The organism is Aerococcus viridans (genome assembly GCF_001543285.1).
Lineage (GTDB): Bacteria > Bacillota > Bacilli > Lactobacillales > Aerococcaceae > Aerococcus > Aerococcus viridans.
This window is the reverse complement of the sequence record NZ_CP014164.1, coordinates 493,325-518,463: the sequence shown is the minus strand read 5'-3', so window position 1 is coordinate 518,463 and position 25,139 is coordinate 493,325. Positions and strand designations below refer to the sequence as shown.

Sequence of the window (25,139 nt, the reverse complement as noted above, 5' to 3'; positions counted from 1 at the left end):
TCGCCCCTTGAGAAAACCGTGTAATTCATTACATGGATGAATCAAGTTCTAGGGCGACCGTCATTGTATTCCGTTAATTGATTTTCTATATACTTTTTGACCGTTTCTTTAGACATACTGCCTACTGTTGCCATGAAATAACTAGGTGTCCATAAATGGCCACCCCATAACATTGCTTTTGTTTCTGGATATGCTTTGAACCATAGACGGGCAGATTTCCCTTTAAGTGTCTTGACGATACTACTTGCGGCATGTTTAGGGTTGAACGAAATCAACATATGAATATGGTCAGGCATTACTTGCAGCGATTGGATGACAATATCATGTTCATCACAAATATGTGTCAATATATCTTGCATGGCGTTTTGTTTTTCAATGGTTGTAAATATTTCTTTACGATACTTTGTTACCCAAACCAAATGGAAATTAAAATCATAGACATTTGTCCTTGTTTTCACAATCATATGTAAACACCTCTTTAACTACATTATAGCAATTGTTATCGCTATAAACAAGTATCATAGGTATGGTATAATATATCTATAAATGCAAGGGGGGTGAAAACATGTATCAAGGAATTGAGTGTAAAATCTATCCTAACGAAAAACAGCGTCAGTTAATTCATATGACCTTTGGTCATACCCGATTCATCTGGAACGAAATGTTGGCCATGTTGAATGCGCGGTACGAAAACAATCCTGACCTTCAAATGCTATCTTATAATGCGTTATCCTCTCTTATTCCACAAATGAAGAAGGAATATCCCTGGTTGCGTGAAGTTGATAGCGTAGCTGTTCAATGTAGTGTTAAACGCTTATCCGAAACTTTTGTTCGTTTTTTTAAAGGTTATTCAAGATACCCAAAATTCAAATCAAAGAAGAACACCAGACAGTCGTATTTAAGTACCATACGTGGCAACAACATTCGTTTTAATGATAATCAGCGGTATATCAAATTACCCAAATTAGGTTGGATAAAATGTAAGTCAAGTGTGCTTCATATTGAGAATGAACGCATAAAATCTGTCACCGTTAAATATACACCTAGTGGCGACTACTATATCTCCATTTTGGTCACAAGCGATAATCAAGCAATGCCCAAAACAGGAAATGTAGTCGGTGTCGATTTAGGTGTAAGTGATTTAGCTATTACGTCTGATGGTCAAAAATATCAAAGTCAGCGACTACATTTGTCTTATAAGAAGCAATTACATTATTGGGAAAAGCGAATGGCCCGTAGACGTTTACAAGCCAAAAAGAACGGTGTAGCTTTAGCGGATGCGAAAAACTACCAGCAAGCCAAGCGCCAAGTGGCCCGTATTCATCAACGTATCAAAAACATCCGCAAGGATTACATGCATAAAATCACAACCGATATGGTTAAAAGTTATGACGTTATCGTTCTAGAGGATTTAAAGACGACTAATATGATGAAAAATCATCAATTAGCCCGTTCAATCGCTGGCCAATCCTGGCGGATGTTTAGAACAATCCTAGAGGCAAAGTGCGAAATGTACGATAAGACATTTGTAGCTATTAATCCGTACAAGACATCCCAGAAATGTTCTAATTGCGGGTATGATAGCGGTAAAAAAGCGTTAAATATACGTCATTGGACTTGTATGAAGTGTAATATGCATCACGATAGAGATATCAACGCAGCTAAAAATATATTAAATATTGGCCTGGAACAGGCCTTAGTTAAATAGCTTAGACCGCTGTTTTGCTTTGAAATAAGTGGAACAAGTCATGAGTGTTCCTAGAAACACGCCATTTTAATGGCGTTGTAGTTCATCCAAAATAAACTTTCCCAAACGAAAAAGGTGGCCTACTCAAGTACCACCTTTTCTAAATGATGTATGCTAATTAGTTATCTTTTTCAACATTTAAGATATTACCTGTTGTTGCGTCGATATCATACGCAAATTCCCGGTCACCATCTATAGTAAATTCAATTTCATAATGGGCAACGTCATCGTAATCATCATCATCGTCATCCACATCATCTAATTCAATTTCACGTTCTGTTAAGGCATCTTCAGTTAGACCAGCGTCGTCTAAAGCAATTTGCCACGCTTCATCTTCAGAAATGAATTCTCCTGAAGCAGCTTGGTTGGCTTCACTTGAGCCTGCACTCTCATTGCTACCATCTGCATTGTCATCCGCGTCGTCACCTGACGTATCTTCTTGACCACTGTTACCGCATGCCGCAAGCAAGAATACTGAAGCGAATAATGTTAGCGCACCTGTTTTTAATTTCATGGAATCTCCCTTTCGTTAAGCATAGTGTCGACTACTATAGTTAGCGTGATCGCCAATCTTTTATACATTATAACATATAGAAAAACAGCTTCAAATATTTTTATCACTTATATATTATAGATGTCTGGTCTTCGGTCATTAAAGACGTTAATCGATGACCGAATACCTTCAATAACAGAAAGGTCTATCTCACCGTATTTTACGCCTACTTGTAAATCAGGAGAAACAACATACTCGCCCCAAGGATCAATGATGGCTGAATGACCGCCATATAAAGCCTCTTCGTCCCCATTAACCGGTCCTCTTGAATTAGCCGATACGACAAACAACTGGTTTTCGATTGCCCGTGCCCGTCCCAAAGTATCCCAATGTAAATTCCGGACTTCAGGCCAAGCAGCCGGTGCAAATACAATCTGTGCATCCGCTAAGGCTAAAGCCCGCACCCACTCAGGGAAACGCAAGTCATAACAAGTAACAATCCCGCATTTGACCCCGTCCAATTCAAAGGTCACACTCGCTTCACCCGCTTCAAAATAACCATTTTCCTTGGCCGGTGAGAATAAATGGGCCTTATCGTAAGCTGCAAGCTCTTGCCCTTTTCGGTTGTAGACATAGGCCGTATTAAATAGCTTGTCACCACGCCTATTGGCTACCGAACCCCCAACCACATTCACTTGGTAGTTTTTAGCGAACTGGCTTAAAAATTGACGACTTACCTTGCCACCCTCGTCTGCTCGCTCTTTCACATCCTCTGGCAAGAAGGAGGTATTCCATAATTCTGGCAGCACAATCACATCCGGTTGATTGGCTGCCGCCTCTTCCATCAACGCTTGAATTGTTTGAAAATTCTCTGCCACCTGGCTTTGTTGTAAGGCTGCTTGTACAATCGCAATTTTCATCATATTCCTCCTAATAACACTTTTCCCCATTATATATGAGTCCCTTCCAAAAGTAATTTAAAGGGCTTAATTCCTTGGAAAAAGAGCCTTCGTGGTCTATATGACGGACATTTCATGTAAATTTTAGTTGACTACTTAATCCGCCATATGATAAATTACCGATATCAAATCGTAACGATTACGATTTACCAACTTTGCCCCTAGCTAAGGCAAAAAATATATTGGGTATCCAAATACATGTGATTGAATATTATTTTGGAAAAGAGGATAAATTGATGAATAAGAGTTTGAAATTCACATTACTGAGTTTAACGGGAGCTGCCCTTTTGGCGGCATGTGGTCAAGCAAATACTGAGAGCGATACGGGAAATGACGGGGACAAATTAGAAATTGCAACAACGATATACCCTGTTTATGCCTTCACAAAAGAAATTGTTGGCGACCATGCTGACGTGAGTTTAATGGTACCAGCGGGCACAGAAGCCCATGATTATGAACCTTCTGCAAAACAAATTGCGGCCCTAAACGAATCAGATGTCCTAATTTACCACAATCAACTACTCTCTGTTAAAACAGAGAGTTTGTCCTAAACATGGTGGTTGTACAAACGATATAATATCTCCAACCGTTTAAAGACACTAAGGGATGATTGACTGGCACCCCATCAGTAAGCGGTCTGTAGACACTTACCGAATATTGTTTTACGTTTAATAATTTTGTATTGGCACAACTTTTTCAAACCGCGGGTTTTTCTCACTCGACAGATATCGGTGACCCAATTCTTGAATATTGATAGCTGCCACACGGTCATCATTTGATTGATACCCACAATTTTGACAAGTAAACAAGTGCTTATCTTGTTGTCTATTAGCTCTATCAATTGATTCGCATTTCGGACAACGTTGGGACGTAAATTGTGCGGATACTTTTAAAACTTGCGAACCACTTTCTAAAGCTTTATACATTAACTTTTCTTCAAAATCGAAGAATCGCCAAGAATGGTGTTCATACCGTACATCTTGCTTACGGTGGTGAGTCGTGTTAAAAGTAACGTTCGTAAGATCTTCCACCACAAACAAGGTATTGGCCCCGTATCGGTCAACGAGTGTCTTTGATAATTGATGGTTCACATCATTCATCCAGCGGTTCTCTCGTCTTTCAATTGTTTTAAGGCGTCTACGACTTGATTTGGTGTTCTTCGCTTGTAAGGACTGGCGCAATTTCTTAAAACGCCGTCTTTTCTTCATCAAGCTTTTACCCGAATAGAAGGTAGTATGAGCTGTATCATCCGCAATAGTTAGTATCTGTCTTAAACCACGGTCAATGCCTACAATACGTTGAATATTAGTTTCATCTGGGCTGTCTATCTCTTTACTTGCGGACACGTGTAAGAACCACTTACCCTTACGACAGAGTAATTCAGCTTGACCGAACTTGTAAGCATTCTGGCTAAATTGTTGAAGATAAGCGATATGTTGCTTATCACAAGACACTTTAATTCGCCCTTGATTGGTCGTCAGTGAATAGGTATCGTCTTGATGATAAGTGTAGTTACGATTGCGTACGAACACAGCGACTGGTTGCTTAAACCCTAGGGGTTTCGTTAAATGGTAAAGGTCTTTATATAGCGTATGATATTTACCTGTATGGATATCTTTATAACGCTTAGGTTTTTGTTTAAACTGTGTTTTCACGGTCTTATATCTCGCGATTACCGTACGCATCACGGACTGGGCCATTTGCGATTGCAGCCCAAAATCCTGACGTATCTGATGATACAAGGCGTTGTGCAAAGTCGTTTGACCTAATTCAAAGTCATGGTCAAAGATATATGTCGAAACAAAATTACAAGCGTTTAAAAACTGTTGTTGAGTTTCTTCGAACTTTTCAATATCACTAGCACTTGGGTATAATTGCACTTTAATCGTTTTCGTTAACTGCATCTTATCACCTCTTTTCTCTTAAAATACATTATACTATCTATTTAGAGGAAACATAAACGATAACCTAGTAAAATCAACAAAAAGAGCTGTCTATTTCGCTAATTCCTCCTAGGTATCAATACCTAGGTTTCCTTAGCTGACAGCTTGTAAATGAAGGAAAACCTAACTTCATTGCAAAAAACAACAGACCTACCAGCCGCAAACGCAGAAACTGCTGAAGAAGAAACTGAACAAACAGTCTACAATGGCTACTTTGAAGATGCTGATGTAGCAGACCGTACCTTATCTGACTATGCAGGTGAATGGCAATCTGTTTACCCATTCCTTGAAGACGGTACCTTAGACCAAGTCTTTGACTACAAATCTAAATTAAACGACGGCATGACCGCTGAAGCGTATAAAGAATACTACACAACTGGTTACCAAACTGACGTCGATAATATCAACATTACTGACAATACAATTGAATATATTGTGGCCGGTGAAAGCAAGACATTCGAGTATAACTATGTTGGTTATGAAATCTTAACCTATGAAAAAGGAAATCGTGGTGTTCGTTTCTTATTTGAAACAAACGACCCGGAAGCCGGCGACTACAAATACGTGCAATTCTCAGACCATAATATTGCACCCGTTGAAACAGGACACTACCATATTTACTGGGGTGGCGAATCACAAGAAGCCCTTCTTGAAGAAGCAGACCACTGGCCAACATACTATCCAACTGATATGTCTGGCTCAGAAATCGCACAAGAAAGATAAAGTCCATATAATTGTGTAAAAGATAAAAGGCCATGTAACAGCCCTTTTACGGTACAATGTTTTTAACCACAAAAACATACCCAGGAGGACGTTACATGACCCAAGTACATTTTACACTGAACAACGAAGAGGTTCAAAGTATTATTGAACATTCGGTAAAAGATGAAGTTTCTAAAAAAAAAATTTTGACCACTGTTTTCAACTGTTTTAAGTGGAAATAGATTAGCAAAAACATCATTAAAAGGTGGAAATATTCCTTATATTTCAGCAACCACCGAGAATAATGGTATATATGCCCGTATCGACAAAGAAACTCGTGATTATCATGGAAATAAGATGAAAATATTTAATACGCCAAGCATTAGTTTTTCAATAGATAACCCTGAGGCTATATTCTTGCAAGAGGAAAACTATTTTACCTCAAATATCATGAGGGTTTTGATAAATAACGATTTAGAGAAAGAAGAATATATATTTTTTGTAGAAACTTTAAGAAAAGCTACTGGGGGATTTAATTGGGGTGTAAAGTTTAGTGGTCCGGTAGTTTTAGATCTAGATATTAATGTTCCATTCAATAAAATGGAGGATAAAATTGATAATCAAGAGATCAAGAAAATTGGATTATTTATTAATGAATTAGATGAAGCAGAAAAATTAGAGATGAGTAAATTAGAAAAGCTAGAGAAACTAAAACAAGCTTATTTAAACGATATGTTTGTTTAGAAAGGAGGAAATTGTATGCAACAAAAAACATCATCAGAACAAGCATTTCAAGATCGCTTTGTGCGTGAATTAGAAAAATATAAATGGAAAGCACCTGATCATTTAGATGGGAATAAACAACGCGTAACGGTCAATCACTTAGTTGAGAATTGGCGTCATGAATTAAATCGAATGAACGTTGATCAATTAGAAGGAGTTCCTTTAAGTGATGCAGAGTTCGAACAAGTCATGGCAAAGGTAAAACAAATTGATAATAGTTTTGAAGCAGCCAAATTCTTAGCGATGGAAGGCTCAACTGGAAAAATTGATGGAATTTACCGAGATGATCATCCTGGTATAACTCGCCAACAAATTACGTTAACAATTTTTAAAAAATCTCAAGTTCGTGGGGGTGACTCGAGCTATCAAATTGCTCGAGAAGTGGAGAGTGAAAATGGGAATCGCTTTGATGTTGTCTTATTAATTAATGGCTTGCCGTTAATTAATATTGAACAAAAGCGAACAGATAAATCTTTAGACGAAGCTTTTGGACAGTTTAAACGTTATTATCGAGATGGAGAATTTGTCAATAATTTCATGGCATTCTCTCAAATGATGGTTATTATGTCGGAAGTCGCCACTCGTTATTTTGCGGCACCAAAATCTATTAATGACTTTAACAAAAGTTTTGTTTTTCAGTGGGCAGATGCTGATAATAATCCAATCAATGACTGGCAGAAAGTGATTGAACACTTTTTAATGATTCCAATGGCTCATCAGTTAGTTGGAGACTATTTAATTATTGATGAAGCCCAAGATGAAGAAAACCGAAGACACATGATTATGCGTCCATATCAGGTTTATGCTTTACAAGCGGTTGAACGAGCTGCTTTAGGCTGGGGTGAAGATGGTATTCGTCATGGAGGATATGTCTGGCATACAACCGGGGAAGGTGTCATAATAGTGATGGGTGCAGTTTGTGTTATTAAATCAAGGGTTTCAGGAACTTTAAATGAATAAATAAACAAAAGCATTGAAGAGTAATACTTGATTTTAAGAGGAGGGATTAAATGAAAATTGTCATGCCAGAAAAGAAGAAATTATTTGATATAGGGCTTGTGTTGCTTGGGATTGTTATCATTGCATACATATACAATCCACTTAGGAATATTATAAATCCATTTATTTATGCACTAGTTCTAGCTTATTTATTGAATCCTGCTGTTAAACTTCTGGAAAAAAACAAAGTCAATAGGATATGGGCAATCCTAATTGTCTTTGTTCTTTTATTTTTTTTGTTCAGCATAGCTTTTGCTACCTTAATACCAAGACTAACAGGGGATTTGCGGGTATTTATAGATGAAATTCCAAATATATTGAAGTTTATTGAAAAAATTGTGGGAGAGCTCCAGTCAGGACAGATACCTTTCATTCCTGAAGGGGTTCAGGAGTTTTTAAATTTGGATGAACAGATCAAGAATATTGGGGAGGTTCTTAGAAATTCATTAAGAGGAGTTTTCAATAGATTTGTCTCATATACTGGGACTTTTCTGGATATTATTATAACTCCTATAATTACATTTTACTATCTTAAGGATAAAGATAGGATAATGAAGGCAATTACTGGAGAAATACCTGTAAAAAGACTGGCCAAGGCTAAAGAACTGGGCGGAGAGGTGGATAAGGTGTTGGGAGGCTTTATAAAAGGACAGCTGACAGTGGCTGGATTTGTAGGTATTTTAACGGGGATGGGCTGTTGGATTATTGGAGTGCCATATTCTCTGACAATAGGTCTAGTTGCTGGGATTACAAATATAATACCCTACTTTGGTCCATGGATTGGAGGGGTTTTGCCAGTTATACTTGCTTTTATGGAAAGTCCCATAATGGCACTTTGGGTTACAATGCTGATTGTAGTCATCCAGCAAGTTGAGTCTGCATTCCTGTCTCCACAAATCATGTCCCATTCAGTGGGGCTACACCCACTTCTTGTAATATTTTCGGTATTATTTTTTGGGAATATGCTGGGAATTTTGGGTATGATAATAGGTGTTCCCTTGATGGGGCTTCTAAAGATTGCTTTAAGATACTTAAAAGAGTTTAGGAGCGAGATTGATTCAAAACCAATTTAATCTAATTCTTAATTTTGTTGAGAAAGAAAAAATTAAATATTAGATAATAAAAATGAATACAAATACATTAGAATTGAGGACTTGAGTGAAAATTTTCAAGCCCTTTCTAACTGTTAATAAAACAAAAAAGTATGATAATATGGTTTTTTAATGAACTATATTATTTTGGAAGAAGTGTATAAATGAAAAAGAGATAAAGTCCATATAATTGTGTAAAAGATAAAAGGCCATGTAACAGCCCTTTTACGGTACAATGTTTTTAACCACAAAGACATACCCAGGAGGACGTTACATGACCCAAGTACATTTTACACTGAACAACGAAGAGGTTCAAAGTATTATTGAACATTCGGTAAAAGATGAAGTTTCTAAAAAAATTTTGACCACTGTTTTCAACCAATTGATGGAAAATCAACGAACAGAATATATTCAAGCCGATGACTATGAACGTTCAGAAAGTCGTCAGAGTCAAAGAAATGGCTATTATGAGCGAGACTTTACGACTCGTGTGGGCACACTCGAATTAAAAGTGCCTAGAACACGTGATGGTGAATTTTCACCGACGGTGTTTGAGCGTTATCAGCGAAATGAAAAGGCACTGCTCGTTTCAATGCTTGAGATGTATGTTTCAGGCGTTTCGACACGTAAAGTTTCAAAGATTGTTGAAGAGCTATGTGGAAAATCGGTATCGAAATCTTTTGTTTCTAGCCTGACTGAGCAGTTAGACCCGATGGTCAACGAATGGCAGAACCGTTTACTCTCAGGTACGAGTTATCCTTATCTGATGACTGATGTTCTCTACATAAAAGTCCGTGAGGACCATCGAGTGCTTTCTAAAAGCTGCCATATTGCGATCGGGATAACAGAAGGTGGTGATCGTGAAATCATTGGCTTCATGATCCAAAATGAAGAAAGTGATGACACATGGTCCATCTTCTTTGAATACTTAAAAGAACGCGGTCTACAGGGGACAGAACTCATCATTTCTGATGCCCATAAAGGCCTAGTGTCTACAATTCGTAAGTCATTTACCAACGCAAGTTGGCAGAGATGCCAGGTCCATTTTTTAAGAAACATCTTCAGTTCCATTCCAAAAAAGAATTCAAAACCGTTTAGAGAAGCAGTAAAAGCGATGTTTAAGTTTACGGATATTGAACTCGCTCGAACAGCTAAGAATGCCTTAGTCGGTGAATATATCGACCAGTCTAAATATACAAAAGCTTGCGAAACATTGGATAATGGCTTCGAAGATGCCTTTCAATACACGGTTATCGGAAATGGTCACAATCGGCTAAAAAGCACCAACCTTCTTGAACGACTGAACCAGGAAGTCCGCAGAAGAGAAAAGATTATTCGGATTTTTCCCAACCGAACGTCTGCCAATCGATTAATCGGAGCTGTCCTTATGGACCTCCATGACGAATGGCTCAGTTCTACAATAAAATATATTAAGTTTGATCAATGAGTGACCGGTAAAACATTGTATAGTATTTTACACAGGATTATGGACTTGACTACAAGAAAGAAATGATGGCTCACTAACCTAGAATATAATGATTCATATTTACATATAAACAAAATACCTAGTGTTTTTCTAAACTCCCAGGAGTGCTAGCCAATTAAAAGCCACTGGACCGCAAAAGGTGAGACAAAAATCGTTCAGGCTCGCAGTACTGGCGTAAATAGTTGTAGTGATGGCACATCACGAAACCTATTTGCGAAGTGGTTTCTAAACTATATTGACTTGTTTTACCCATACATACACAAAAAGGAAGATCTGCTTTTGACAGGTCTTCCTTTTTGATTTGTAGACGCTTATTCTCTACAGGTTATCTTGGATATCTGCTTCAATATCTGCGGGTTCTGTTGTTGGGGCATACCGTTTAATAAAGTTGCCTTGCCGGTCTACTAAAAATTTAGTGTAATTCCATTTTACTAGACCATTACCAGATGCTTTTTTCAGATACGAAAATAATGGTATTGTTTTAGGTCCGTTTACGGATACCTTATCGAACATAGGAAATGAGGTGCCAAAGTTTAGTGCGCATGCTTCTGCAGCCCCTTTACCATCCTCAGGTTCTTGCATGAATGAATTGGAAGGGAATCCAAGTACCTTAAAGCCCTCACGTTGATATTTTTGATGTAAGTCTTCAAGTCCTTCTAATTGAGACGCTAGTCCACATTTAGTTGCTGTATTTACAATCAACAACAAGTCCCCTTCATAATCCGCTAGGTTTTTATCTTGCCCATTAGCATCTTTTACAGTGTAATCATAGATAGTCATCATATTTCTCCTTCTTATAGTAGAAACGCTTCAAAGCCTTCTGTATCTTATAGGCTAAATAATACGCCTTTTTACCTGTGAAAGCGAACAATCACGTTCATAGATTGATTATTTATCATCAATTATACTTTCGCCAGTTCTTGAGTCTTGCATCAATACTATTTGGTTGTACTAGTAACCACCTCACTAATATCTTTTTGTTACCTATATGGTAAAGTGAAATTGAGAAACTTGTATTATATGGTGGTATCCACTTTTATACCCTAACCATTTGTAAATGTAAGAGCTTTCATGATATAATGTATCAAATTCCTAAGAGAGAGGTTCTTTATATATGGCTAAATACGAAGAGGTAGCTGGCGCGTTGGTCCGCTACATCAATGAAAATGCATTAAATGCAGATGATAAGTTACCCAGTATCCAAGAAATGGTGGACTACTACCAAGTGAGTAAGAATACGGTATTATCTGCCTTAAATGACTTAGAGAAACAAGGGTTAATCTACCAAGTACGTGGTTCTGGCGTTTATGTCCGTGGTAATCAACGTAAGGGTTATATCAACCTATTAAACCTAGGTGGGTTTAATTCAACCTTGAGCCAATTTAAAATCGATTCTAAAGTTTTATCCCTTGAGTTAATTGCCCCAACTGATGAAGCGGTAGAAAATTTAAAAATTGACGACCCAGCAAAAACAAAGGTCTACCATGTTACGCGCATCCGCTATATCGAAGGTCGCCCCTTCTGTGTGGAAGAGTCTTATTTTGACAAGGATATTATCCCTTACTTAAGCGAAGAAATTGCATCGAATTCCATCTTCGACTATATTACAGAAGATCTGGAAATGCCAATTGGCTATGGTGACCACTTCTTGCGGGTTGGGAAATTGAAGGCTGAGCATGCTAACCATTTAAATTTAAGTGAAGGCGATCCTTGTTTAAAAACAGAGTCGATCTTCCATTTAAATAACGGGAAACCATTCGACTATTCAAAAATCACTTACCACTTTGAAGAAACACAATTCTTTATTCAAGGTGCCAGCACTCAATACCGTTATTAATTGAAATTGACCAAAGACAAAGGACGCGATTGGCTCACGTCCTTTTCTTTGTGCTTAAATGCTGTGGTTAATTGACCAGATAGGAAAATGGCTGGTGCCTTGCTGTTGGCTAACATTTGAAAAGCATGGCCGTCACCACAAGCGGGAATGATCGCTGTGGGAGCTTGTTTTAAATCTGCTAATAATGTCATTGAAAATCCTCCTAATCACTACTACAAGTCTGCTATATGGCTTACTAGTGACAATTTGATTCGTCTTATCTTTATTGCTCCTAGTTTTTACATATATTTTTAAGTTTTTAGTAAATAAAAAAAGCGCCCTTTGACTGGTTAAGTCAAAGGGCGCTTTCTGCACGGTACCACCTTTAATTTTTCTAATAGTTGGTTAGACTATTAGACTCACGTTGACGGGACATTCATCCGATCAACTGGCATTTTAACGGCAGCACCCGGTAAACACTCAACCACCCTTTAGGTGAATCGCATCTACAGCTCAAAGTCTACTTTTCAATTAGGGCTTGTCATACCTTCTCAGCAATCGGTACTTTCTGTGCACAAGCGTCTAACTTACTTCTACTCCTCAACGCATCAACTTGTTTTATTTACTGACATCAGTATATAAATTTTTATGGTAAGTGTCAACAATAATTTTAATAAAATTCTAATTTAATTCATTGTATCCTAATAATTATCGATTTCTTTACGGACAGAATAGGTATGATCTTGGCCGTGACGGGCTTTTAAGGTCGCCTCTATATCTGTTAATGACAGGCCTCTTTCAGCTAATAAAACCAACAAGTGGTAGAGTAGGTCACTAGTTTCAGATACCAACTCATCATTTCCTTGACCGGCTTGGGCATTTTTTGCAGCAATCACAACTTCAGTCATTTCTTCACCGCATTTTTTAAGAATCTTATCTAAACCTTGATCCGTCAAGTATGTCGTATATGACCCTTCTTTAGGATTATCCACTTTGTCGGCCACTGTTTTTTCAAGGATATTCAAGTTAAAGAAATCATCCCCAAAACATGACTGGCTACCCGTATGGCAAGTTGGGCCAGTTGGACGCACTTGTACCAAAAGGGTATCTTGGTCACAGTCCAATTCAATGTTTACCACTTCTTGCACGTTGCCAGAAGTTTCGCCCTTCTTCCAAAGACGACCTTTAGACCGTGAATAAAACCAAGCTACGCCTTCACTTACTGTTAATTCGTAAGCTTCTTGGTTCATGTAACCCAACATTAGGACTTGATTTGTCCGGTAATCTTGTAAGATAGCTGGTACAAGCCCATCGTTCTTGCCAAAATCAATTGCTGTCATTTACTAGTCAATCCCTTCTGCGATAAGTGCTGCTTTTAAATCTTCGATCGCTACTTCTCCCTTGTGGAAAATAGATGCCGCAAGTCCTGCCTCTAGGTTTGTTTGTTGGAACAAGTCAATGAAATCTTGGATACCACTCGCACCACCTGAAGCGATAATTGGAATCGAAACGGTCTCAGAAGCCAATTTCAAGAATGGAATATCAAAACCTGTATAGGCACCGTCAGTATCAATTGAAGTGATTAGTAAGGCGCCAGCACCGCGTTCTTCACACTCTTTACACCATTCAAGGGCCTTAATGTCGATTTGCGTTTGACCTGCGTTAGTGTACACAAAGTAGTCACCTTTCGCTTCATCATAAGCCATATCTACGGCAATCGTTACCGCATCAGAACCGAATTTGGCTACCGCTTCATTAATAAAGTCAGGATTTTTTACAGCCGCTGAGTTAATGCCGACTTTGCTGGCACCTGCATCAAGAGCGTCTTGAATATCTTGAACAGAGGCAATTCCCCCACCAACAGTTAATGGAATATCAATAGCGTTGGCTACATCCGCAATCATTTGCGTACGTAATTGGTGACCGTCAGTCGTTTTCGTAATATCTAGGATGACTAATTCATCAGCACCTGCGTCTGAATATTTTTTGGCAAAATCAACGGGGTCCCCTAACTCTTTTACATCTACAAAGTGAACACCTTTGACTAATTTACCGTCGCGCGTATCTAAACATGGAATAATTTTTTTCATTTTTTACAGTCCTTCCCAAAAACTTGGATTCTGTGCAGCTTTCCCGACAATTGCTTGGTTTACGCCTTGTGCTTGGAGGGCATCTAAATCATGCCGGCTTCTCACACCGCCAGAAGCAACGACTTGGTGTTTGGTGATACGTTGGATTTGGCCCGTCTTCTCTACATTAGGGCCGGCTTCCATGCCATCTTTATAAATATCAGTATAGATAATGCCGGCGATATCTAAGTCGGCAATTTCATCAAGGTATTCTTGGATGTAGCGACCGGATGCCTCTTTCCAACCATTGATGTAAATCGCTTCATCTTTGCAATCTAGACCAACATAGATACGGCCAGGATACTTAGCGACAACTTCTTTTAACCAAGGCACATCCATGATGGCTCTTGTACCTAGAATGAAGTAGTCGATACCTAATTTATCGTATAAATCGATAGTTTCTAAGTCGCGGATACCGCCACCGATTTCTAAAGGAATATCAGTTAGAGATTTTAAAACTTCAACAGTGTCACCTTCAACAGCCGCTTGTTTAGTAGCGCCAATCAAGTCCACCACGTGAATTCTTGTCACCTGTGGGAATTGACTGTAGTAGGTCACCGCTTCGGCTGCTGACATTGGCATAACGACTTGTTTGTCATAGTCACCTTGTTGTAAGCGAACGCTTTTACCATCAATCAGGTCAATTGCGGGGATAATTTCCATGGATAATTGCCTCCTTTTTGTAAAAATGATTTTATTTTACTTATTCTTGATCAAAACACCCTGACTTATTGAATCAATCCTTTTGAGGATGGGACGCCACCATCTGTTTCTTTCAAAGCAATTTTTAGGGCGCGGGCGAATGCTTTAAAAATACCTTCGATTTCATGGTGGGTGTTGCCATTTTTCAATAGATCAATATGTAGGGTCATACGAGCGTTCATGGCTACGGCGTAGAAGAATTCTTTGACAAGTTCGGTGTCAAAGGTCCCTACTTTTGCAGCAGAAAAGTTGGCGTCATAAACTAAAACTGGTCGGCCTGATAAGTCTAATACGACACGGGCTAAGGTTTCGTCCATGGGCAAGAAATATGATCCGTACCTTTCGTATGAAGGCTGGGATTGATATAAGTCACGAATAGCTTCACCCAGTAAAATCCCAATATCTTCAGTGACATGGTGGTCATCAACCCAAGTGTCCCCCTTGGCTTCAACGTATAAATCAAGGCCCGAATGAAAGGTAAATAGGGTTAACATGTGGTCAAGGAAGCCCACGCCAGTATTAATAGACGTTTGTGTCTGTCCTGACCCATCCGCCTTAGCTAGGCCCAGCTTGATTTGCGTTTCTAAGGTATTCCGTTCTTTAATCTTCAATTTGTTCCCTCCATGCTTTGATTGTCGCGTTCAATTTCGGATAGTCAGCTGAATCGATTACCGAATACCGCGCCGCATTTGCCATTTTCCCATCTGCATACTTACGGCCAACGAAACCATTATCAGCTAAATACTGGTCTAAATCTGGCACCAAATCGCCAAAGATAAACACAAAATTCGTCGCGGACGGAATCACGGTGACTAGATCAGCAACTTGATCGAAAGCCTCCTGCAATTTCTGCTTAATCTCGCGCTGGTAATCTACCCACTCATCCAGTCGATTGGTGTCCTCAAACAGCTTGCTGGCAAGGTTTAGCGACACACTATTCATAGGATAAGGGTGGTTAATCTCCTTCAACTTATCGAAACGCGACCCCTGCCCAAAAGCAATCCCGACCCGTAAACCCGCTACCCCATAAATCTTAGATAGGGTCCGGATAAATAGGACGTTGTCATTATCTGGTCGTTGATAGTCCTGGCCGAATTCAATATAAGCTTCATCGATGACAAAAGTGATATCTCGATCTGCCGTTTCATCCGCTAATCTCTGTAAAAATTCTTCAGAAAACTGCTGGCCCGTTGGATTTTGCGGATTAGACAAGAAGAATAATGACGGCCTAAATTCATCTAAAGCGCTGATAATTGAGTATAAATCAAAAGTAAAGTCCTTTTCGCTCTCCACCTGGAAAAAGGGGAAGCCCAACTGGTTGGTATAATCCTGGTACATAAAGAAATCAGGATCAACCGCCAAGACGCCGCCGCGACCAAACTGGATAATCAATTTCTGAATCCACTCATCTGACCCGTTAGCAACAGCCACATTCTTTGGATCAAGACCGGCGTAATTTGCATACGCCGCAATGAAATTAGCCTCTTCGTCTTCAGGATACTGGTTAAAAGGCGTTGCCAATACTGCATCCACAATATCTTGATTTGACAAAGGACGAATTGGAGAGGTGTTGCGGTTCATGATGACTGTGTCACCAGTTTGATTTACTTCAACTGTTTTTAAATAATCCTCGGTTTTCATAGCTTACCCTTCCTTTCGAATGGCAATTGACTGAGCATGACCATCCAGTCCTTCAGCCTCAGCAATCGCTTGACCAGCTGGCCCAATAGCTTCGTAAGTCGCTTTTGATGTATGGATAATAGCGTGTGACGTCCGGAAGTCGTTAGCGGTTAAACCGTGCGAGAACCGAGCAGTCCGACCAGTTGGTAAGACATGCGATGGCCCTGCCACATAGTCACCAATAGCTTCCATAGCGTAGTAACCTTTGAAAACAGCACCCGCGTATTTGATTTGATCCACAATCTCATCTTGAGCTGCATGTTGAATGGATACGTGCTCTGGTGCAATGTTATTCAAGACGCCGATCAATTGTTGTCTCGTATCACAGATTGCATAGTGGTTATTTTTAACTGAAACTTCAATAATATCCGCTCGTTTTTGGCTAGGTAACAGCGCTTGCATGCGGTCGGCTATTTTGCCAAGAAAATCTTCTGACTCACATAAGAGAAAAGTTCGAGCGTCTTGGTCATGTTCCGCCTGGGCGAAAATATCGTAAACGATGGCATCAACCGGAATCGTTTCATCCACATATAAGAGGATTTCACTCGGACCAGCAATGGCATCAATCGATACATCCCCGTTAACCAACCGTTTGGCAGTTGCCACATAGGCATTCCCCGGACCACAAATCTTATCCACTTGTGGAATGGTTTCAGTCCCGTAAGCCATGGCAGCAACAGCTTGCGCCCCACCAATCGCATACACGTTGTCCCGAATGCCACACAGGTATAAGGCTGCGAAAGTCACGGATTCTTCTGTGAAAACAGGCGTTGTCACCACCAAGTTTTCAACCCCTGCAACTAGGGCTGGTACCACTGTCATCAAAACCGTTGACGGGTACAAGGCCTTCCCACCAGGAATATAAAATCCCGCACTATCCAAAGTGTTGTAAACATAAGAAATTTCTTCGCCCGGCCGGTTTGCATATAAGCCCGATCGTTCGTAAGTCTCAATACGGTCTTTAGCCGTTTTTAGCGCTGTTTGTAAGACCGGGTCTAAGTTGTCCCATGAGGCCTTCAACCGTTCAGCTGATACTTTGAAATCTGCCGCCTCCGCGTAAGCCTGCCCATCAAATTGATTGGTATAGTCAATGACTGCCTGGTCCCCGTTTGTCCGGACTGCTTGAATCATTTCCTGAACGGCTACCAACCGGTTTAGGTCCACTGTATCTTGATTCTTCGCGCTAAATATTGCTTGAAATGTTGCTACATCCACTTATACCACCTCAATTTCTTGCATAAACTTGTAGATTTCCTTCTCTTTCGTATAGAATGACTGCTTGTTGGCAATCAGTCGTGCTTGTACCGACAAAATCGTTTTGTACTCCTCAAGATCATTTTGCTTTAAGGTTGTCCCTGTTTGGACAATATCTACAATCGCATCAGATAGGCCTAGAATCGGTGCCAATTCAACCGAACCGTTTAAGAAAATCAAGGATACATCTTGCTTTTGTTGGTTAAAGTACTTGCGGGTGATATTTGGAAATGACGTTGCCACCACTTTGATATCTGATTCATCCAAGTTAGTAGGCCCGGCAATCGCTAGTCGACATTGGCCAAATGGCAATTCAGACACATTCAAGACATTAAATGACTTTTCAGCAATCGTGTCAGACCCTACAACACCCAGGTCCGCAATCCCCTGCTCCACATAGGTAGGGACATCTTTTCCTTTTGCGAAAATGAATTTAACACCGCCAACTTCTCGGAAGAGATCACGACCACCATCGGTCAAGGCCTCCGCATAGTCATTTAAACCCTTATCGGCTAGAAATTTATTGAAGGCCTTGTAAACACGACCCTTAGCTAAAGCCACAGTAATCATAGAAATCCTCCTTTAGATAAATTCAATCCAATACCAAACCAGCCGTTAGCGTACTGTCCACCTGAGAAGATAGGTTTAGAATTCCCTTGTAAGAAGGCTTGGAAATAAAAGCCGTTGTAGTATTTTTGTGGCGACCGGAATGATAAATCAAGCACCATTTTGGTATTGCGTTTTTCAAGCGTTTCTTTCAACAAGTGAATCACAGCCATCGCGTCCGTATCCCCAAAGTCCTTCTTCACTAGGTCAAACTGCTCTGAAACTGGTTTAGCCATCAACTTGTAGAAATAGTGATCTTTACCAATGGTATGACCTAGAGCCGACAAGTTCTTTTCAATTACATAGCCCTTGATTTCAGAACCAAAAGCAAATTTTTCAATGTATTTATCTAAAATTTCTTCGTTGTTTACAACAATCATATTAAAAGAAGCTTGGCTCATCTGTTCAACAAAATCTAAATGTAGTTCAATGGTATTAGCCATTTGACTAGCACTTGGCGCCACTAATTCAACCCCTGCTTGGTAAGTTGATTGGTGGTCTCTCACCATTGGCCCATAGTAAGCGAAGTTATCTTGTTTAAGATCGTAAGTCTTCATGTAATTTAAAATAGACCGAGTCCAATCACTACGAATGGCATATAGTTGCCCTTCTTTTTCAAATACAATGTTGCTTGGGTATTCGGCTTTGCCGTCCTCATCGAATGGTTCCACCATATTCAAATCAATTAATTGGAAACCTGCTTTCGATACTGTTTCAAGATAATCTCTCGCTAACGAAATTCGTTGTAATACGTAAGATGTTGCCATGTTGCCCCTCCTTCAAAATGTAAAATAATAAAAAAACGCCCTCAATCCATCACTGGATCAAGGACGCCGAAACGTGTTCCCACCTTAATTCGTCATAAGTTCACACTTATAACCTCATTGACTAGTCTTTATCCGCTAGTCTGGCTATAACGGTGCCACCGGACTACGTGTCATTTAAGTAAAGGCGTGTCTTCATAGGGGACATTATCTGTTCACAGCAACCACAGACTTTCTGGAAATGTTGATCCTATCTCTTAATCTTTACTGTCTCTCACTTGATTACACTCATAATAAAATGTTCAAATTAAAAAGTCAAGTGAATATTAATAATATTCTAATTTTAGAGTGGATAATTCTAAACCATACAGCTTGGCTGACTATACATTCTGTAAGGCGTGCACACCAAACAGAATGACATACGTCAGGTCATCCTGTGCTCACCGCGAAAGCATGCTAGGTAAGCTTTAGATTTTATGGCCACTTACTACAGTACTTATGATCCAGTCTTAGCTAAAGACTTGGTGACTTTCTTCAATTTAAATCCTGATGAAAAGATTTCACACTTGTCTAAGGGAAATACGGCCAAGGTGAACTTGTTGCTTGGTCTAACTTTAAACTCGGATTACCTCATTATGGATGAACCTTTTTCTGGGATTGATATCTTTACTAGAGAAGAAATTGCCAATGTCTTCACGAGTAAGTTGATGGCTGGACGTGGCGTTTTAATTTCAACCCATGAAATTAATGAGATTGAAACTTTGGTGGACCGGGTAGTCATGTTAAAAGATTGCCGAATTATTCAAGATTTCTATACGGAAGATTTACGTTTAGAAGAAGGCAAGTCGATTACCGATAAGATGTGGGAGGTGTATCGCTAATGATAAAATTACTGAATTTAATCACGGACGAATTAAAACGGGTGAAAGTGTTCTATTTCCTGCTGATGGCTTTTGTCTTAGTGACTGAAGGAATCATGGTTTTTGGAAACGTCAGGACAAGCTATATGGCGATTGCAACGAGTGGATATTGCCACTGGTGAAACGACCACTGTAGAAGAATATACTGAATATACTATAGAAGAAAATAGTCCATATTCTTTCGCTAAAATCACAAGTGTCGAAGAACAACAATTCCTTCAATAAGAAAATAATGTCGTGAAAAATATTAAAAAGGTGGCCTGGAAAAATTCCAGACCACCTTTTTCGTATGCACCTATATTTATACCAATGCCAAAGCCGGTTTTACCTGGTCTTTGTAGCCAGCCACTTCGCTTGGGTGACAGTAGACAAAGTGGTCAGGAGCCACTTCAACTAGGCTACAATCCGCCCATTGATCCTCACTATAAGCTAATCCGTCAAAGTGAAGTCGTTGACGAACTTTTTCTGACTCTGGATCCGCTGTGGGAATCGCCGATAACAAGGACTTGGTATAGTCATGCAAGGGGTTGTTATAGATTTCATCAGCCGTACCGATTTCAACCAAGCGCCCTTGGCACATGACACCAATCCGGTCAGAAATATATTTGACCATAGACAAATCATGGGTAATGAATAAATAGGTTAAATCATTGGTGATTTTCAATTCCTTCAACAAGTTAACGATTTGGGCTTGAATGGACACATCAAGGGCTGAAATAGCTTCATCCGCTATGATTAATTTTGGTCTTAGGGCTAGCGCTCTAGCAATCCCAACCCGCTGGCATTGCCCCCCTGAAAATTCCCGTGGGTACCGATTAGCATAAAGTGGGTCTAAGCCAACTTGAGCCATTAATTCGGCCACAGCAGCTTCTTGTTCTTGCTTTGTTTTGACCAAACCATGGACCCGCATTGGCCCACCAATAATTTCTCCCACTGTCATCCGAGGATTTAAAGAGGCAAAGGGATCTTGGAAGATCATTTGGATGTCTTTTCTAAAGGCTAATAGGTCACGGCGTCCTTTAATTTGGGCAATATCTTGACCTAAAAAATTGATTTCACCATCACTCAGGTCTTCTAATTTCATCAAGAGTTTCCCTGTTGTCGACTTACCGGACCCTGACTCACCTACTAAGCCAAAGGTTTCCCCTGCCTTAATGGTAAAGGTCACGTCGTTTACGGCGATCACTTCTTCCGCCCGCCCCTCAGCGTAGACCTTTTTCACATGGTTAACTGACACAATATCTGTCATCAAATCCCCTCCTAACTTTCATAAGTTGGTACAGTTTCGGCTAATGCTTCATATAGATAGGGCCCGCTTGTTGGGTCGGCATTTTCAAAGGCTGCAAGTCCGTAAGCTGAACTAATATCTACTTGGTCATCTAGCGTTTTTTCAGCCTCAGCCCGGTCTAAAATACTTTGGTAGACCACATAACGCGCTTGAATACCTACTGGTAAAGTCACTTCTGGTGCTCGTTCATCTAGTAACCAGGTTGCTGCCTGATGGGTTTCTGAGACCTTGAACATAGGTGGATCTTTTACAAAATCAATATCTAATGCATAAGGATTCCGTGGGGCAAAAGGGTCCCCCGCTGCCAGCTTGGCCATATTGGGTGGGTTACCTGGAATGGTATACAAGTTATCATCTTCTGTCGACAAGGTTGGGGTCGCTTCAAGTAAGCCCCATGTATAAGGATGTTGTGGGTGGTAGAAAATTTCATTAGTAGTCCCTGTTTCAACAACTCGGCCTGCATACATGACAGCTACTCGGTCGGCCACATTGGCCACGACGCCCAAATCATGGGTAATAAAGATAACTGAGGTGTCGAATTCATCTTTTAATTGGTTGATCAATTCAATAATGCGGGCTTGAACAGACACATCTAGTGCTGTCGTTGGTTCATCCGCGATTAAGATTTTTGGTTTACAAGCAAGGGCCATGGCAATCATGATCCGTTGGCGCATCCCACCTGAAAATTGGTGGGGATAGTGGTAGGCCTTTGTTTCTGGGTCTTTAATTTCCACCTTATCCATGAGGTCGATGGCTCGGCGCATGGCCATCTTCTTATCGACTTTGGTATGGGCCATCACGGCTTCGGCAATTTGCATGCCCACTGTCATTACTGGGTTAAGTGAGGTCATTGGGTCTTGGAAAATCATGGCAATTTCAGACCCTCTAATCTTGGTTAGGTCGGACTTACCAGCTTTTAAAAGGTCTTGGCCTTTAAAAAGGATTTCGCCACCTTCAATATTGGTCACGTTCTTACCCAGCAAACCGGTAATCGCTTTGGTGGATACAGACTTCCCTGATCCAGACTCGCCAACAATCGCCAGTGTCTCCCCTTTTTTTAAGGAGAAGGATACGTCGCGGATAGCTGGTAGAACACCGTTTAGGGTTTTAAAGGAAATTTTGAGGTTTTTAACTTCGAGTATCTTGTCGTTGCGCATGTCGATCAAATCCTTTCTGTGGCCTAGTTGAAGGTCCATTCTTGAATATCTGTTAGGGATCCAAACCAGAATGGCTGGATACCACCATTCAGGTCGGTGGTTTGAATGGTGAATTGGTAATCAGAATACAGTGGCACTAGGTAAGCTTGTTCTTGGAAACGGGCTTGGATGGCCTTGTAGGTTTCGTAACGGTCTTCAAAGTTGGTTTGTGATGCCCCTTTGTTGATTAATTGATCAAGCTCTGGGTCGTTGATGTTGACTTGATTTGACCCTGATGATGACCAGTAAGAGCCTTGGTCTGGGTCAACGTTTAAGGCTAACCCCATCATAGCTAGGTCGTAGTCGCCTGCTGTCACATTGGCCGCGTGGGTGGTAAAGTCGGCTGATGTTTGGACAACATCTAGTCCAATGGCTTCTAAGTCTTGCTCAATCAAGTTGGCGGCATTCATCCGGGTAACATTTCCTGTTGGAACGGCCAATTTAATGGTCTGACTAGTATCAAACCCTGATTCTGCTAGCAATTCTTTAGCACGATCTGGGTCATAGGCCACTGGGTCTAAGTCCGGGTCTTTATAGGCTGAAATTGAGGTATAGGTAGTTGGAATAACTTCCCCTTCCCCTTGCAATAAGCCGTCTGCCATCCGGTCACGGTCAATGGCTGCTAAAAGCGCCTGTCTGAAAGTGACGTTATCGAATTTTTCATTGTTGATATACATAAACTGAACTGAAGTCCCGTAGTTAGATTCGACATAGATGTCCTCATTCTGTTCAAGGAATTTGATATCTGAAATTGGAATCAAAGCAATCCCACCACCAGCAGTCATGTCTAATTCACCTGCTTGAAGGGCAATCACCATACCGGTTGAATCCATAATATGAACGATGGCATTTTCAATAGTTGGCTTGCCTTTGTGGTAGCTTTCATTGGCCACCATCTTGACGTAAGATCCTGACTCATATTTCACGAATTTATAAGGACCAGCAAAAACAGTCGGATTTGTGGCAAATTCAGAAGAACCCAGGTTATAGATATCTTCTTTTTCTACAACATGCTTAGGGGCAATCATAATCTTAAAGCCAATGTTTTCATAAACGTAAGCTGGGTCAGTGGGTGTTTTCAAGGTAATGGTTAAGGTCTTGTCATCAATGACTTGAACACCGGAAATGGTTTCAGTCCCTTCCGCTAATTTACCAGCATCATCCAACCCTTCGATAGACTTCAGATTGGCTGAGTTAGAGGTTTCAACATTTGGATTGGCGATGACATTGAAATTATAAGCCACATCATCCGCTGTAAAAGGTGTCCCGTCTGACCAAACAACGTCATCTTTTATGGTGATGGTATAAACTAAATTGTCTTCTGTGGTCATTGAAGCGACATTGGGTTCAAACACGCCTGCTTCAGGTTGGTCTAGTAACGATGGGTACATGAACCGTTGAATCCATTGGCCGGCAACGTCTGTGGTGTTAAAAACGTTAAACCCGGAAATGGTGTTAGTTGTCCCAATATCAAGGGTATTGTCGGTAGCGCTTGTTTCTTGGGCTTGGACTTCAGTCGTTAGACCCACTGAACTATCATTGGCTGTCCCGCAGGCCGCAAGTAATAAGGCGGTCGCTGTTGCGATAACTAGTGATAATCGTTTTATTTTCATGGTTTTCCCTCCTCCCAGTCTTATATCTCACCTTCAACTGCGCTACGTAAGCCTTCACCAATAAAGTTGATGGATAAAACGGCTAAGAATACGGCCAATCCAACTGGTATCCACCGCCAAGATTGCATGGTTAATACCGATAGGGACTGAGCTGCAGTCAACAAATTCCCCCATGAGGCAGTAGGTGGTACAACCCCTACACCTAGGAAGGAAAGCGAAGCTTCTGTGATAATAGAAGTTGAAATCCCAAAAGTCATATTGACTAAAATTGGTGACAAAATATTTGGAACGATTTGCTTAAAGACAATGTTGCTTGTTGAATAACCGGAAGCAACGGCTGCTTGAATATAATCAGCACCTTTTAGTTTCATCACTTCTGCCCGGACTATTCGACAAAGCGGTGCCCAACCAAATAAACCGATCACGATCGTCACGTTCCAAATAGATGGTCCAAGGATTCCAACTGCAACTAGGACTACTAAGAAATAAGGGAAGGACATAATCACTTCAGTTAAACGCATAATTAAAAAGTCCCAAACACCGCCTAGAAATCCAGCTAATAAACCTAAGCTAGTCCCAATAGTTGCATAAATCAGCACCGACACAATCCCAACAAACATAGAGACTTGGCCACCATAAAGTAAACGAGAGAATACATCTCGGCCAATTTCATCTGTTCCTAGCCAGTGAGTAGCAGTTGGTGCTTCTAGAAACCCACCTACAATTTCATCTGGATTAAAGGGGGCGATTACCCCTGCAAACATTGTTGCGCCTAATAAAATGGTAAAACAAATTAGACCAAATACAGCCGCCTTGTTGCGGGCAAACCTTTGCCAAATAATAGTCCAGTAGCCAGTTTGCTTGATGCTTGTATCTGTTTTTTGTGTCTCATGAGCAAGCATATGTTGATCCATAAAATCTTTTGGACTCGCATAAGTCGCTTTAAATAAGTGGTCTTCAGCCATCTC

At 40.4% G+C, this 25,139-nt stretch carries 28 protein-coding genes and 1 pseudogene; 11 read left to right on the top strand and 18 right to left on the bottom strand.

Translation table 11 applies throughout. From position 1 onward, the window contains the following. Nucleotides 1-41: 41 nt before the first annotated feature. On the bottom strand, nt 42-464 hold the full coding sequence (gene tnpA, locus AWM76_RS02495; RefSeq protein WP_060779326.1) for an IS200/IS605 family transposase: 423 nt from the start codon (nt 462-464) through the stop codon (nt 42-44). A 101-nt stretch (nt 465-565) separates the two neighbouring features. Between tnpA and AWM76_RS02490 the strand changes: the two genes are divergently transcribed. Then, nucleotides 566-1,708, top strand: coding sequence for an RNA-guided endonuclease TnpB family protein (locus AWM76_RS02490; protein WP_060779325.1), 1,143 nt, complete (start codon nt 566-568; stop codon nt 1,706-1,708). 157 nt (nt 1,709-1,865) lie between these two features. Here AWM76_RS02490 and AWM76_RS02485 read toward each other — a convergent pair whose 3' ends face one another. Together AWM76_RS02485 and AWM76_RS02480 are read right to left on the bottom strand one after the other, a co-directional pair. After that, a complete protein-coding gene (locus tag AWM76_RS02485) occupies nt 1,866-2,261 on the bottom strand; it encodes a PepSY domain-containing protein (protein ID WP_003143668.1) in 396 nt (131 codons plus the stop codon). 107 nt (nt 2,262-2,368) lie between these two features. Continuing rightward, entirely contained in the window at nt 2,369-3,160 is a 792-nt protein-coding gene (locus tag AWM76_RS02480) for a carbon-nitrogen family hydrolase (protein WP_039936014.1), read from the bottom strand. 275 nt (nt 3,161-3,435) lie between these two features. Between AWM76_RS02480 and AWM76_RS02475 the strand changes: the two genes are divergently transcribed. After that, nucleotides 3,436-3,750, top strand: coding sequence for a metal ABC transporter substrate-binding protein (locus tag AWM76_RS02475; RefSeq protein WP_060779324.1), 315 nt, complete (start codon nt 3,436-3,438; stop codon nt 3,748-3,750). 117 nt (nt 3,751-3,867) lie between these two features. On the opposite strand, the gene AWM76_RS02470 is transcribed toward AWM76_RS02475, so the two are convergent. Further along, on the bottom strand, nt 3,868-5,103 hold the full coding sequence (locus AWM76_RS02470) for an RNA-guided endonuclease TnpB family protein (RefSeq protein ID WP_060779323.1): 1,236 nt from the start codon (nt 5,101-5,103) through the stop codon (nt 3,868-3,870). Nucleotides 5,104-5,253: 150 nt separating this feature from the next. Here AWM76_RS02470 and AWM76_RS02465 point away from each other — a divergent pair. From AWM76_RS02465 to AWM76_RS02440, 6 genes and pseudogenes are all read left to right on the top strand, one after another. Then, nucleotides 5,254-5,865, top strand: a pseudogene (locus tag AWM76_RS02465) (metal-binding protein ZinT); the annotation flags it as partial. 95 nt (nt 5,866-5,960) lie between these two features. Then, nucleotides 5,961-6,086 (top strand): transposase, encoded by a 126-nt coding sequence (locus AWM76_RS10850; protein ID WP_235585509.1) that lies wholly within the window; start codon nt 5,961-5,963, stop codon nt 6,084-6,086. A 115-nt stretch (nt 6,087-6,201) separates the two neighbouring features. Beyond that, nucleotides 6,202-6,588 carry a restriction endonuclease subunit S domain-containing protein gene (locus AWM76_RS02455; protein WP_048726159.1) on the top strand — a complete coding sequence of 129 codons (387 nt, stop codon included), beginning with the start codon at nt 6,202-6,204 and terminating at the stop codon, nt 6,586-6,588. Between the two features lie 15 nt (nt 6,589-6,603). After that, nucleotides 6,604-7,587, top strand: coding sequence for a type I restriction endonuclease (locus tag AWM76_RS02450; protein WP_003141349.1), 984 nt, complete (start codon nt 6,604-6,606; stop codon nt 7,585-7,587). A 50-nt stretch (nt 7,588-7,637) separates the two neighbouring features. Continuing rightward, nucleotides 7,638-8,699 carry an AI-2E family transporter gene (locus AWM76_RS02445; RefSeq protein WP_003141351.1) on the top strand — a complete coding sequence of 354 codons (1,062 nt, stop codon included), beginning with the start codon at nt 7,638-7,640 and terminating at the stop codon, nt 8,697-8,699. A gap of 292 nt (nt 8,700-8,991) precedes the next feature. Further along, nucleotides 8,992-10,164, top strand: a complete 1,173-nt coding sequence (locus tag AWM76_RS02440) for an IS256 family transposase (RefSeq protein WP_060779322.1) — start codon at nt 8,992-8,994, stop codon at nt 10,162-10,164. Between the two features lie 357 nt (nt 10,165-10,521). Here the strand turns inward: AWM76_RS02440 and AWM76_RS02435 are convergent, their stop codons facing one another. Then, complete coding sequence (locus tag AWM76_RS02435) at nt 10,522-10,986, bottom strand: glutathione peroxidase (protein WP_003142160.1); 465 nt, start codon at nt 10,984-10,986, stop codon at nt 10,522-10,524. A 331-nt stretch (nt 10,987-11,317) separates the two neighbouring features. On the opposite strand from AWM76_RS02435, the gene AWM76_RS02430 reads away from it, so the two are divergent. Beyond that, nucleotides 11,318-12,040: a GntR family transcriptional regulator gene (locus AWM76_RS02430; RefSeq protein WP_003142162.1), complete on the top strand. Its 723-nt coding sequence runs from the start codon at nt 11,318-11,320 to the stop codon at nt 12,038-12,040. Here the strand turns inward: AWM76_RS02430 and AWM76_RS02425 are convergent. The 9 genes from AWM76_RS02425 to AWM76_RS02385 all read right to left on the bottom strand — a co-directional run bounded on the left by AWM76_RS02425 (nt 12,037) and on the right by AWM76_RS02385 (nt 19,157). Beyond that, on the bottom strand, nt 12,037-12,231 hold the full coding sequence (locus tag AWM76_RS02425; RefSeq protein WP_003142165.1) for a hypothetical protein: 195 nt from the start codon (nt 12,229-12,231) through the stop codon (nt 12,037-12,039). The genes AWM76_RS02430 and AWM76_RS02425 overlap by 4 nt on opposite strands. Nucleotides 12,232-12,720: 489 nt before the next feature. Further along, nucleotides 12,721-13,359 carry a bifunctional phosphoribosyl-AMP cyclohydrolase/phosphoribosyl-ATP diphosphatase HisIE gene (gene hisIE / locus AWM76_RS02420; RefSeq protein ID WP_003142166.1) on the bottom strand — a complete coding sequence of 213 codons (639 nt, stop codon included), beginning with the start codon at nt 13,357-13,359 and terminating at the stop codon, nt 12,721-12,723. Nucleotides 13,360-13,362: 3 nt separating this feature from the next. After that, the gene (hisF, locus tag AWM76_RS02415; RefSeq protein ID WP_003142169.1) at nt 13,363-14,109 is read right to left on the bottom strand and encodes an imidazole glycerol phosphate synthase subunit HisF; all 747 of its coding nucleotides are present in this window, start codon (nt 14,107-14,109) and stop codon (nt 13,363-13,365) included. Between the two features lie 3 nt (nt 14,110-14,112). Beyond that, entirely contained in the window at nt 14,113-14,811 is a 699-nt protein-coding gene (locus AWM76_RS02410; protein WP_003142171.1) for a HisA/HisF-related TIM barrel protein, read from the bottom strand. 65 nt (nt 14,812-14,876) lie between these two features. Further along, the gene (gene hisB, locus AWM76_RS02405) at nt 14,877-15,461 is read right to left on the bottom strand and encodes an imidazoleglycerol-phosphate dehydratase HisB (protein WP_003142172.1); all 585 of its coding nucleotides are present in this window, start codon (nt 15,459-15,461) and stop codon (nt 14,877-14,879) included. Then, nucleotides 15,451-16,491, bottom strand: a complete 1,041-nt coding sequence (locus AWM76_RS02400; RefSeq protein WP_003142173.1) for a pyridoxal phosphate-dependent aminotransferase — start codon at nt 16,489-16,491, stop codon at nt 15,451-15,453. The genes hisB and AWM76_RS02400 overlap by 11 nt, the downstream gene beginning before the upstream one ends. Before the next feature lie 3 nt (nt 16,492-16,494). Further along, entirely contained in the window at nt 16,495-17,745 is a 1,251-nt protein-coding gene (hisD, locus tag AWM76_RS02395) for a histidinol dehydrogenase (RefSeq protein ID WP_003142174.1), read from the bottom strand. Next, nucleotides 17,746-18,354, bottom strand: a complete 609-nt coding sequence (gene hisG, locus AWM76_RS02390) for an ATP phosphoribosyltransferase (protein WP_003142175.1) — start codon at nt 18,352-18,354, stop codon at nt 17,746-17,748. After that, nucleotides 18,351-19,157, bottom strand: a complete 807-nt coding sequence (locus tag AWM76_RS02385; protein ID WP_003142176.1) for an ATP phosphoribosyltransferase regulatory subunit — start codon at nt 19,155-19,157, stop codon at nt 18,351-18,353. The genes hisG and AWM76_RS02385 overlap by 4 nt, the downstream gene beginning before the upstream one ends. A gap of 473 nt (nt 19,158-19,630) precedes the next feature. Between AWM76_RS02385 and AWM76_RS02380 the strand changes: the two genes are divergently transcribed. Together AWM76_RS02380 and AWM76_RS10795 are read left to right on the top strand one after the other, a co-directional pair. Further along, nucleotides 19,631-20,035 (top strand): ATP-binding cassette domain-containing protein, encoded by a 405-nt coding sequence (locus AWM76_RS02380; RefSeq protein ID WP_003142177.1) that lies wholly within the window; start codon nt 19,631-19,633, stop codon nt 20,033-20,035. Nucleotides 20,036-20,137: 102 nt separating this feature from the next. Further along, entirely contained in the window at nt 20,138-20,299 is a 162-nt protein-coding gene (locus AWM76_RS10795; RefSeq protein ID WP_157832729.1) for a hypothetical protein, read from the top strand. 76 nt (nt 20,300-20,375) lie between these two features. On the opposite strand, the gene AWM76_RS02375 is transcribed toward AWM76_RS10795, so the two are convergent. From AWM76_RS02375 to AWM76_RS02360, 4 genes are read right to left on the bottom strand one after another with little or no spacing between them, the layout of a single operon-like run. Beyond that, nucleotides 20,376-21,323, bottom strand: a complete 948-nt coding sequence (locus AWM76_RS02375) for an ABC transporter ATP-binding protein (protein WP_003142180.1) — start codon at nt 21,321-21,323, stop codon at nt 20,376-20,378. Nucleotides 21,324-21,334: 11 nt separating this feature from the next. After that, a complete protein-coding gene (locus AWM76_RS02370) occupies nt 21,335-22,519 on the bottom strand; it encodes an ABC transporter ATP-binding protein (RefSeq protein WP_039935303.1) in 1,185 nt (394 codons plus the stop codon). 23 nt (nt 22,520-22,542) lie between these two features. Continuing rightward, entirely contained in the window at nt 22,543-24,171 is a 1,629-nt protein-coding gene (locus AWM76_RS02365; protein ID WP_003142182.1) for an ABC transporter substrate-binding protein, read from the bottom strand. A 20-nt stretch (nt 24,172-24,191) separates the two neighbouring features. Next, complete coding sequence (locus tag AWM76_RS02360) at nt 24,192-25,136, bottom strand: ABC transporter permease (protein ID WP_003142183.1); 945 nt, start codon at nt 25,134-25,136, stop codon at nt 24,192-24,194. Nucleotides 25,137-25,139 lie beyond the last annotated feature (3 nt).